The sequence below is a fragment of the Microcoleus sp. C2D2 genome, from assembly GCF_036702495.1.
Classification (GTDB): Bacteria; Cyanobacteriota; Cyanobacteriia; order Cyanobacteriales; family Microcoleaceae; genus Microcoleus.
On record NZ_JAUBTO010000308.1, the window covers coordinates 1 to 3,663 of the forward strand.

At 44.7% G+C, this 3,663-nt stretch carries 3 protein-coding genes; all 3 read left to right on the forward strand.

All coding sequences use genetic code 11. From position 1 onward, the window contains the following. Nucleotides 1–2,710, forward strand: a 2,710-nt coding sequence (locus QUB61_RS38385) for a CHAT domain-containing protein (RefSeq protein ID WP_333190425.1), incomplete at its 5' end; no start/stop codon positions are given. 144 nt (nt 2,711–2,854) lie between these two features. Next, entirely contained in the window at nt 2,855–3,040 is a 186-nt protein-coding gene (locus QUB61_RS38390) for a DUF262 domain-containing protein (protein WP_333136567.1), read from the forward strand. 36 nt (nt 3,041–3,076) lie between these two features. After that, nucleotides 3,077–3,247 carry a hypothetical protein gene (locus QUB61_RS38395; RefSeq protein ID WP_333136565.1) on the forward strand — a complete coding sequence of 57 codons (171 nt, stop codon included), beginning with the start codon at nt 3,077–3,079 and terminating at the stop codon, nt 3,245–3,247. The last annotated feature ends 416 nt before the right edge of the window (nt 3,248–3,663 follow it).

Consider the following 3,663-nt stretch of genomic DNA (forward strand, 5'->3'; position numbering starts at 1 on the left):
GCCGCTGGCAGAGACAAATACTCAAAATCCAGCGCCAGTATCAAATTCGCCGCTGGCAGAGACAAATACTCAAAATCAAGCACCAGTATCAAATTTGCCGCTGGCACAGACAAATACTCAAAATCAAGCACCAGTATCAAATTTGCCGCTGGCACAGACAAATACTCAAAATCAAGCGCCGGTATTAAATTTGCAGCTGGCACAGACAAATACTCAAAATCAAGCATCGGTATCAAATTTGTCGCTGGCACAGATAAATACTCAAAATCAAGCATCGGTATCAAATTTGCAGATCGCACAGACAATTACTCAAAATCAAGCATCGGTATCAAATTTGTCGCTGGCACAGACAAATACTCAAAATCAAGCGCTGATATCAAATTTGTCGCTGGCACAGACAATTACTCAAAATCAAGCGCTGATATCAAATTTGCAGATCGCACAGACAATTACTCAAAATCAAGCGCTGATATCAAATTTGCAGATCGCACAGACAAATACTCAAAATCAAGCGCTGATATCAAATTTGCAGATCGCACAGACAATTACTCAAAATCAAGGGCCGATATCAAATTTGCAGATCGCACACACAATTACTCAAAATCAAGGGCCGGTATTAAATTTGTCGCTGGCACACACAAATAGTCAAAATCAAGCATCGGTATCAAATTTGCAGGCCGCACACACAAATAGTCAAAATCAAGCATCGGTATCAAATTTGCAGGCCGCACAGACAAAAACTCAAAATCAAGCGCCGGAATCAAATTCGCAGGCCGCACAGACAAAAACTCAAAATCAAGCATCGGTATCAAATTTGCAGGCCGCACAGACAAATACTCAAAATCAAGCGCCGATATCAAATTCGCAGATCGCACAGACAAATACTCAAAATCAAGCGCCGATATCAAATTCGCCGATCCCACCGACAAATACTCAAAATCAAGCGCCGATATCAAATTCGCAGATCGCACAGACAAATACTCAAAATCAAGCGCCGGAATCAAATTCGCAGGCCGCACAGACAAATACTCAAAATCAAGCGCCGGAATCAAATTGGTCGATCGCAGACACAATTAATCAAAATCTAGCATCGGTATCAAATTTGCCGACCGCACAGACAAATACTCAAAACCCAGCATCGGTATCAAATTTGCCGATCGCACAGACAAATACTCAAAACCCAGCATCGGTATCAAATTTGCCGACCGCACAGACAAATACTCAAAATCAAGCGGTTGCGCCTGCTGCTGCGGGAATAAATCTCGCACCGATACCGACACAGGATCTGGCACCAAACCTGCCACCGAGCACAAATCCTTTATTTTCCCCCAGCTTGCAACCGCAAAACCAGATATCTAATTCCTTGCAACAGGGCAATTCACCTGTGGCGTCTCCGAATGTTGACTCTTCCAACTTGCCAGCTAACGTCGCAGCAGCTATTTTTCGGGTAGAGGATAGATTGACCAGGGAGTTTTCCGATTACCTAAATTTGCCGCCATCAACAAGTGCGCTCGGCACCCTAGAAGATTCCCAAAATACCCTTCGCAGGGTCCAACAAGCCACAGGCATCAAACCAGCTCTCATCTATATCAGCTTTGTACCCAAGGGTTCTACAGTCGCTCCGTCTAACACCAGTTCGCGCCTCTTGCAGGTAGAAAAGCAACTTCAAGCCTCTGACGAACTGGAACTGATCCTGATCGCGCCGGAATTCGCGCCCGTTCGCCGCCGCATCCCTGGAACCTCTCGCGGCCAGATAATGGAAGCTATTGAGAAATTTCACGCGGAAGTGACTAATCCGGTAAAGCGCAATACTAAAAGTTATTTGCCCGTGGCTCAGCGCCTCTACCAGTGGGTAGTAGCGCCGCTTGAAGCAGACCTGCAAGCCCAAGGCATTCAGAATTTATCTTTTATCTCAGATATGGGGTTGCGATCGATACCTATGGCCGCCCTGCACGACGGCAAAGGCTTTTTGATAGAGCGTTACAGTGTTGGCGCAATGCCGAGTCTCAGTTTGACAGATACCGACCCCGCCAATTTCAAAAATACCCAAGTTCTGGCAATGGGGGCGTCGCAATTTGCAAATATGAGTCCTTTGCCTGCGGTGGAAACAGAAGTAGCGACAATCACGCCGCAGCAGTGGCCGGGTAAGTCTTTCTTGAACGAAGCTTTCACCCTGGCCAATTTGAAATCGCAGCCCCAGCTGCAGCCTTTTGGGATGATTCACTTGGCTACTCACGCCCAATTTCGAGCGGGAGAGCCCAGCGAATCCTTTATTCAGTTGTGGGATACTAAATTGCGTTTGGATCAGTTGCGGCAAATGGGATGGCAAAGCCCGCAAGTTGAAATGTTAGTTTTGAGTGCTTGCAGGACTGCTGTGGGCGATCGAGACGCCGAGTTGGGCTTTGGCGGGTTAGCGGTGCAAGCCGGGGTTAAATCGGCTCTGGCGACTCTCTGGTATGTCAGCGACGAGGGCAGTTTGGCATTGATGGCGGAGTTTTACGCGCAGTTAAAAACTGCTCCGATTAAAACAGAAGCACTGCGGCAAGCGCAATTAGCGATGTTGCGCCAAGAGGTGCGAGTTGAAGGGGGGATGCTGCACACTTCTTTTGGCAATCTGCCACTACCTCCGGAATTGGCAAACCAGGGGGGTCAGAATTTCTCTCATCCTTATTATTGGTCTGCTTTTAGAATGATTGGCAATCCTTGGTAAAAAGAGAGGACTTACGCAGAACTTCTATCTGTAGGGTGTGCAGTGCGCACCTTACAGATAGGCAATCCTTGGTAACAAGATTTGTTTTAGTCGATCGATAGCATTATACTATTCTCAAAATCTTGACTTAAAGGGAGCATAAGTATGAGCATTGTTCCACGCGTAATGCCAGTCACTGAGGCCGATCGGCACTATCGGTCAGGTAACTTATTGGTAAACAGAAAGTATCAAAGAAAATTAATTTGGTCAGTTGACGAAAAAGAAAAACTGATTGGAAGCATTTTAAAGGGATATCCAATTCCTTTGATTCTACTAGCAGAACGTCCTTAAGTTCATGGAAGTGGAAAGTATGAGATCGTAGATGGTATGCAGCGACTTAATGCTATTTGTGGTTTTATTGAAAATTTATTTGCATTTAATGGCAGGTATTTCGATCTTAACGAGTTCTCCCATGCAAAACGATTAGCTGATGACAAGGTATTTGAATTTGAAGCAAATTTTGATAAATTAGATACAAAAGAATGTGCAGATCTTTGAGATTATCAGCTTGCAGTAACCATTTACACTGCAATGGATGAAAGCGACATAACAGAGGTTTTTGGCAGAATAAATTCCGGTGGTAAGCATTTAAGCAATCAATAGAGACGACAAGCAGGTGTAACGACATCATTCGCAGAAGTGGTTCGTACAATTGCTATGCAGTTGCGGGGGGATGATACTCGGAAAACGCTTCACCTATTTGATATGCCCCAGGTTAGTATTGATTCCAAACAGAATAATCAAGGTTATGGGATTCAAGCAGAAGACACTTTGTGGTGCAAGCAAGGAATTCTTACAATATCTCAACTGCGTGATAGTAAAGATGAAGATATGATACAATACGGTTTACTTAAGGTCGAACAAGTGATAAACTATATATGATATACAAAAAGTAAATCAAGTATGGTGCCGTA

Bases quoted from the DNA above. Each gene is read 5' to 3' on its own strand.
- QUB61_RS38395 (WP_333136565.1), top strand. From the start codon at position 3,077: ATGCAGCGACTTAATGCTATTTGTGGTTTTATTGAAAATTTATTTGCA.
- QUB61_RS38390 (WP_333136567.1), top strand. From the start codon at position 2,855: ATGAGCATTGTTCCACGCGTAATGCCAGTCACTGAGGCCGATCGGCAC.